Origin of the sequence: Streptomyces sp. NPDC058619, assembly GCF_042717785.1 — a bacterium.
Taxonomy (GTDB): domain Bacteria; phylum Actinomycetota; class Actinomycetes; order Streptomycetales; family Streptomycetaceae; genus Streptomyces.
In genome coordinates, this window is the sequence record NZ_JBHXQN010000023.1 from 114,836 (window position 1) to 121,531 (window position 6,696).

The 6,696-nt window shown below is 70.4% G+C and carries 6 protein-coding genes; 4 read left to right on the forward strand and 2 right to left on the reverse strand.

The genetic code is table 11. The features are described from left to right. Positions 1 to 89 precede the first annotated feature (89 nt). A complete protein-coding gene (locus ACFWTC_RS22885) occupies positions 90 to 572 on the forward strand; it encodes a peptidase inhibitor family I36 protein (RefSeq protein ID WP_384028044.1) in 483 nt (160 codons plus the stop codon). On the opposite strand, the gene ACFWTC_RS22890 is transcribed toward ACFWTC_RS22885, so the two are convergent. Both ACFWTC_RS22890 and aceE read right to left on the reverse strand, forming a co-directional pair. Beyond that, on the reverse strand, positions 553 to 1,389 hold the full coding sequence (locus tag ACFWTC_RS22890; protein WP_383915370.1) for a potassium channel family protein: 837 nt from the start codon (positions 1,387 to 1,389) through the stop codon (positions 553 to 555). The genes ACFWTC_RS22885 and ACFWTC_RS22890 overlap by 20 nt on opposite strands. A 132-nt stretch (positions 1,390 to 1,521) precedes the next feature. Further along, the gene (gene aceE / locus ACFWTC_RS22895) at positions 1,522 to 4,254 is read right to left on the reverse strand and encodes a pyruvate dehydrogenase (acetyl-transferring), homodimeric type (RefSeq protein WP_383915371.1); all 2,733 of its coding nucleotides are present in this window, start codon (positions 4,252 to 4,254) and stop codon (positions 1,522 to 1,524) included. Positions 4,255 to 4,713: 459 nt separating this feature from the next. Here aceE and ACFWTC_RS22900 point away from each other — a divergent pair, with 459 nt between their 5' ends. From ACFWTC_RS22900 to ACFWTC_RS22910, 3 genes are all read left to right on the forward strand, one after another. Next, a complete protein-coding gene (locus ACFWTC_RS22900) occupies positions 4,714 to 5,142 on the forward strand; it encodes a DUF3052 domain-containing protein (RefSeq protein ID WP_383915372.1) in 429 nt (142 codons plus the stop codon). A 158-nt stretch (positions 5,143 to 5,300) separates the two neighbouring features. After that, a complete protein-coding gene (locus tag ACFWTC_RS22905) occupies positions 5,301 to 5,759 on the forward strand; it encodes a peroxiredoxin (protein WP_383915417.1) in 459 nt (152 codons plus the stop codon). 127 nt (positions 5,760 to 5,886) lie between these two features. Further along, positions 5,887 to 6,462, forward strand: coding sequence for a TerD family protein (locus ACFWTC_RS22910; protein ID WP_267718442.1), 576 nt, complete (start codon positions 5,887 to 5,889; stop codon positions 6,460 to 6,462). Positions 6,463 to 6,696: the final 234 nt, after the last annotated feature.

The window sequence follows — 6,696 nt, forward strand, 5'->3', positions numbered from 1 at the left end:
CCGTCCGCCCGTCTCCGCAGGTCAGCGTGGTGCCAACGGCGCTCCGGAACGGTCCGGGGCGCACCGCGTCCACAAGGAGTTGACCCGTCATGCGTACGTGTAACAGCCCGCGCGGCACCACCGTCCTGGCCGCCGCCGTCCTCGCCTTCACCGCATTCGTCCCGAGCACCGCGCCCACCGCCCAGGCCGCCACCGCCCACGCGGCTGCCTCCCGCGCCGCCGCCCAGGCCGCCGCCGCCCCGACCCGCACCGTGCCGGGGCGCCCCGTCGCCGGGCCGGCGCCCGCCGCGCTCGGGACCTGCGCGGCCGGCCAGCTGTGCCTGTGGGCGAAACCGGAGTTCAAGGGCGTCCGGCACGTCCACGAGCTCAGCACCCTCGACGTCAACAGCTGCACGGCCCTGCCCGCAGGCAAGAGCGCCCAGGACCTCGCCAACCGGACGGGCCGCCCGGTGACCACGTACCAGTCGGCCGAGTGCGCGGAGACCGGGGAGTTCCAGACCTATCCGGGCGACGGGGTCTGGCTGCCCCAATCGCCCTACCAGGTGAGGGCCTTCAAGGTGTGGGAGCACTAGGCCGCACGACCGCAGCGGCGCCGGGCGCCGCGGCCGGGACCAGGGCCGCGGCACCCGGGTCCGGAGCCGGTCCGCCGGCCGGCGCGCCCGGGGCCGGTCCGCCCAGCCGGGCGACCTCCGCGCGCAGCGCCCGTACCTCCGCGGCCAGCTCGGCGATCGCGGCGGTCTGCTCCCGCTCCGCCCGGTCGTCGCGCTCGAAGCGGGAGATGAACCAGGCCGCGATATTGGCGGTGACCACACCCAGCAGCGCGATCCCCGACAGCATCAGCCCCACCGCCAGCAGCCGGCCCAGACCGGTCGTGGGGGAGTGGTCGCCGTAGCCGACCGTCGTCATGGTGGTGACCGACCACCACAGGGCGTCGCCCAGGTTCCTGATGTTGCCGTCGGGAGCGTCCCGCTCCACGCTCAGCACTGCCAGCGAACCGAACATCAGCAGCCCGACCACCGACCCCGCCACGTACGTGGTGAGCCGGATCTGCGGAGCCATCCGGGCCCGCCGCCCCACCAGCAGCAGCGTGGACACCAGCCGCAGCAGCCGCAACGGCTGGATCATCGGCAGCAGGACAGCCGCCAGGTCCATCCAGTGCGTCCGGACGAAGGCCTTCCGGGCGGGCGACAGGCCCAGCCGGACGAGGTAGTCGCCGGCGAAGGCCGACCACACCACCCACTCGGTGACCAGGCACGCCCGGTGCACGACCGGAGGCGCGTCCGGTGCCACGATCGGCACGGCGTACGCGACGGCGAAGCCCACGGCGAGGACGAGCAGCGGGGTCTGGCTCCGCCGCTCCCACAGCAGCTGGCGGGAGAGTTCCTTCATGCGGAGCATCGTAAAGAACCCATAAAGCCGAGACGGCCCCCGGGGGAGTCCCCGGGGACCGTTCTCAGCAGTTCCCTGCGCTCGGCGCCGGCCTCGGCCCGGACTTCGGCCACCGTCGGCGCACCGCATCCGTCAGGCGTCGCCGCCCGCCGCGCCCGGCTCGGCGGCCGCCACGTCCAGGAGCTGGTAGCGGTCGACGGCCTGCTTCAGCACCGAGCGGTCGATCTTCCCGTCCCGGGCGAGCTCGGTCAGCGTCGCCAGGACCACCGACTGGGCGTCGATGTGGAAGAAGCGCCGGGCCGCGCCGCGCGTGTCCGCGAAGCCGAAGCCGTCCGCGCCCAGCGAGGTGTACGTACCGGGCACCCACCGCGAGATCTGGTCCGGCACCGCCCGCATCCAGTCCGAGACCGCCACGAACGGCCCCTCGGCGCCGGACAGCTTGCGCGTCACGTACGGCACGCGCTGTTCCTCCTCCGGGTGGAGCAGATTGTGCTCCTCCACCTCGACGGCCTCGCGCCGCAGCTCGTTCCAGGAGGTGGCCGACCAGACGTCCGCCCGGACGCCCCAGTCCTCCGCCAGCAGCCGCTGCGCCTCCAGCGCCCACGGCACCGCCACGCCCGAGGCCATGAGCTGCGCCCCGATGGTGCCCGAGGTGCCCTCGGACACCCGGTGGATGCCCTTGAGGATGCCCTCGGCGTCGACGCCGTCCGGCTCGGCCGGGTGCTGGATCGGCTCGTTGTAGACGGTCAGGTAGTAGAAGACGTCCTCGGCCTCGGGGCCGTACATGCGGCGCAGGCCGTCCTTGACGATGTGGGCGATCTCGTACCCGTAGGCCGGGTCGTAGGCCACGCAGCCCGGGTTCGTCGACGCCAGCAGCTGGGAGTGGCCGTCGGCGTGCTGGAGGCCCTCACCCGTGAGGGTGGTCCGGCCGGCGGTGGCACCGAGGACGAAACCGCGCGCGAGCTGGTCGGCCATCTGCCAGAACTGGTCACCGGTGCGCTGGAAACCGAACATCGAGTAGAAGACGTAGACCGGGATCAGCGGCTCGCCGTGCGTCGCGTACGCCGAACCCGCGGCGATCAGCGAGGCCGTGCAGCCCGCCTCCGAGATGCCGTCGTGCAGCATCTGGCCGGTCGGGGACTCCTTGTACGCGAGCAGCAGGTCGCGGTCGACCGCCTCGTACTGCTGGCCCAGCGGGTTGTAGATCTTGGCACTCGGGAAGAAGGCGTCCATGCCGAAGGTGCGGTACTCGTCGGGCGCGATCAGCACGAAGCGCCTGCCGATCTCCTTGTCCCGCATCAGGTCCTTCAGGATGCGGACGAACGCCATCGTCGTGGCGATCGACTGCTGGCCCGAGCCCTTCTTCGCGGCGGCGTACGTCTTCTCGTCCGGCAGCTGCAGCGGCTTCGCGCGCACCACGCGGGTCGGCACGTAACCACCCAGCGCGCTGCGCCGGTCGTGCATGTACTGGATCTCCGGGGAGTCGCGGCCCGGGTGGTAGTACGGCGGGGCGCCGGCGTCCAGCTGCGCGTCCGTGATCGGGATGTGCAGGCGGTCGCGGAAGCGCTTGAGGTCGTCGACCGTCAGCTTCTTCATCTGGTGCGTCGCGTTGCGGCCCTCGAAGTTCGGGCCGAGCGTCCAGCCCTTGACCGTCTGCGCCAGGATGACCGTCGGCTGGCCCTTGTGCGCCTTGGCCGCCGCGTACGCCGCGTAGACCTTCTTGTGGTCGTGGCCGCCGCGTCCCAGGTGCTGGATCTGCTGGTCGGTCATGTTCTCGACCATCGCGCGCAGCCGCTGGTCGCCCCCGAAGAAGTGCTCGCGGATGTACGCGCCCGACTCGGTGGCGTACGTCTGGAACTGCCCGTCCGGGGTGGTGTTCATCTTGTTGACCAGGATGCCGTCGCGGTCCTGGGCCAGCAGCGGGTCCCAGGAGCGGTCCCAGATCAGCTTGATGACGTTCCAGCCGGCGCCGCGGAACTGCGACTCCAGCTCCTGCATGATCTTGCCGTTGCCGCGCACCGGGCCGTCGAGGCGCTGGAGGTTGCAGTTGACGACGAAGGTCAGGTTGTCGAGGTTCTCGCGGGCCGCGATCGACAGCTGGCCGAGCGACTCCGGCTCGTCCATCTCGCCGTCGCCCAGGTACGCCCATACGTGGGACTTGGAGGTGTCCGCGATGCCGCGCGCCTGCATGTACCGGTTCATCCGGGCCTGGTAGATCGCGCCGAGCGGGCCGAGGCCCATCGAGACGGTCGGGAACTCCCAGAAGTCCGGCATCAGCCGCGGGTGCGGGTAGCTGGAAAGGCCGTACGGGGCCTTCGACTTCTCCTGGCGGAACGCGTCGAGCTGCTGCTCGGAGAGCCGGTCCAGGAGGTAGGCGCGGGCGTAGATGCCCGGGGAGGCGTGGCCCTGGAAGAAGATCTGGTCACCGCCGTCCCCCTCGTCCTTGCCCCGGAAGAAGTGGTTGAAGCCCACGTCGTAGAGGGAGGCGGAGGAGGCGAAGGTGGCGATGTGGCCGCCGACGCCGATTCCGGGGCGCTGGGCGCGCGAGACCATGACGGCCGCGTTCCACCGGGTGGCGTTGAGGACCTTGCGCTCGATCTCCTCGTTGCCGGGGAAGAACGGCTCGTCCTTGGTGGCGATCGTGTTGACGTAGTCCGTGGAGCGCATCTCGGGCACGGCCACGCGCTTCTCGCGGGCCCGCTCGATCAGCCGCAGCATCAGGTAGCGGGCGCGCTCGCGGCCCCGCTCGTCGACGGCGGCGTCGAGGGAGTCGAGCCACTCCTGGGTTTCTTCCGGATCGAAGTCCGGGACCTGGCTCGGAAGGCCGCCAATGATGATCGGGTTGCGATCGGATGCGGAAGCCACGCTGTTCCTTCACTGTCGGGGTAGTCGTGCCGGAGTCGTGCTGGAGTCGTACCTGGGGGCGCCGCCTCCCATGGTCTTACGCTCGGCCGGGATCGTCATCTTTACCCCCGGGTAATCCGCGGAGTCGGCGGGGTTTCCAGGACGGGAGACCGGTGACGATCCGGCTAAAACGCCACCTTACGCCCATGCCGGACGGTGATTTCGCAAGGCCGTTCGTCCCTCAAACAGGTAGGAAAGTCCTCAAGCAATGCCGAATGAGCTGGAATGGTGTGGGATGAATCACCAGAGGTGCACACGGGCAGGCTGAAAGTTGCGGCGAGACGGCCGCAATCGTCACCGTTTCGACGGTCTCGGCGGCCGGGTACTTGCGCGATCCGCCGCGCCCGTGTGGACTACGCCCAATGCTGCGCGTACGCGCGCCGCCGAAGACATTCACCGAACATGAGCAGGAGGCACCCCGTGAGCGCGACCGCGGACCACGCGGACAGCCCGGTCACCCGACTTGGCTTCCAGTCCGACCAGGTGGTCCAGGAGATCGGCTACGACGACGATGTCGATCAGGATTTCCGTGAGTCCATCCAGGACCAGATCGGCAGCGACCTCGTCGACGAGGACTACGACGACGAGGTCGACGCCGTGGTCCTCTGGTTCCGGGAAGAGGACGGCGACCTGACCGACGCACTCGTCGACGCCATCGAGCTGGTCGACGAAAGTGCCGTCGTCCTGCTGCTGACTCCGAAGACCGGCCGTGCCGGCTTCGTGGAGGCCAGCGACATCAGCGAGGCAGTCGAGACCGCCGGCCTCTCCCAGGCCAAGCCCGTCAGCGTGGGCAAGGACTGGACCGCCACCAAGCTGGTGACGCCCAAGGCCGCAGCCAAGAAGCGCTGAGCCGCGCCTCGCAGTCGAAGCGGACACGCACGCCCCGCCGATCCGGGTGACCCCGGCCGGCGGGGCGTGCGCGTTCGCGGCCGGCGGGCCCCCAGGGCCTAGGCTGGCGCCACCCGAACGGCCCAAAGCAGTGAAGCAGGAACGAAGGGATGCGAGAGATGGCGATCGAGGTCGGCGACAAGGCCCCGGACTTCGAGCTCAAGGACAACCACGGCGCCACCGTGCGGCTCTCGGACTTCCGGGGGGAGAAGGCCGTCGTGCTGCTCTTCTACCCGTTCGCCTTCACCGGCGTCTGCACCGGCGAGCTGTGCGAGCTGCGCGATCAGCTGCCGCGCTTCCAGAACGACGACGTGCAGCTCCTCGCGGTCTCCAACGACTCCGTGCCGACCCTGCGGGTCTTCGGCGAGCAGGAGGGCCTGGAGTACCCGCTGCTGTCCGACTTCTGGCCGCACGGCGAGACCTCCCGCGCGTACGGGGTCTTCGACGAGGAGAAGGGCTGCGCGGTCCGCGGCACCTTCATCATCGACAAGGACGGCGTGGTGCGGTGGACTGTCGTCAACGGGCTGCCCGACGCGCGTGACCTGAACGAGTACGTCACGGCGCTCGACAGCCTCTGAGCGTCTCCGAGCAGCATCAGCAGTAAAACCGCGTACAGGCGGGAACCCGTCACTAGGATCGAAACGTTGATCCGGTAGCAAACGCACGACGGGGGCACCGCCCCACACAGAACCCAATGGAGGACCCGTGGGAGTCAGCCTCAGCAAGGGCGGCAACGTCTCGCTGACCAAGGCCGCGCCTAACCTGACGGCGGTCATCGTCGGTCTGGGCTGGGACGCTCGTACCACCACCGGCGGCGACTTCGACCTCGACGCCAGCGCGATCCTGACCAACGACCAGGGCAAGGTCGCCAACGACTCGAACTTCGTCTTCTTCAACAACCTGAAGAGCCCCGACGGTTCGGTCGAGCACACCGGTGACAACACCACCGGTGAGGGCGAAGGCGACGACGAGGCCATCAAGGTCAACCTCGCAGGCGTCCCGGCCGACGTCGCCAAGATCGTCTTCCCGGTCTCGATCTACGAGGCCGAGAGCCGCCAGCAGAGCTTCGGTCAGGTCCGCAACGCCTACATCCGCGTCGTGAACCAGTCCGACAACACCGAGCTCGCCCGCTACGACCTCTCCGAGGACGCCTCGACCGAGACCGCCATGGTCTTCGGCGAGCTCTACCGCAACGGCGCCGAGTGGAAGTTCCGCGCCATCGGCCAGGGCTACGCCTCGGGCCTGCGCGGCATCGCTCAGGACTTCGGCGTCAACGTCTGAGCCCAGAGCTGTTCACCCGTCCGGCGCCGTGCACTGTGTGTACGGCGCCGGACGGGCTTTGGCCCCTTGACGGCTCCTTCGGCCGCTCCAGCCGCTTCGGCCGCCCCGGCCGCGGGGGGGGGGGCCGGGGGGGGGCCCCCCCCCCCCCCCCGGGGGCGCCCCCCCCCCCCCCCCCCCCCCCCCCCCCCCCCCCCCCCCCCCCCCCGGCGGGGGGGGGGGGGGGCGCCCCCGCCC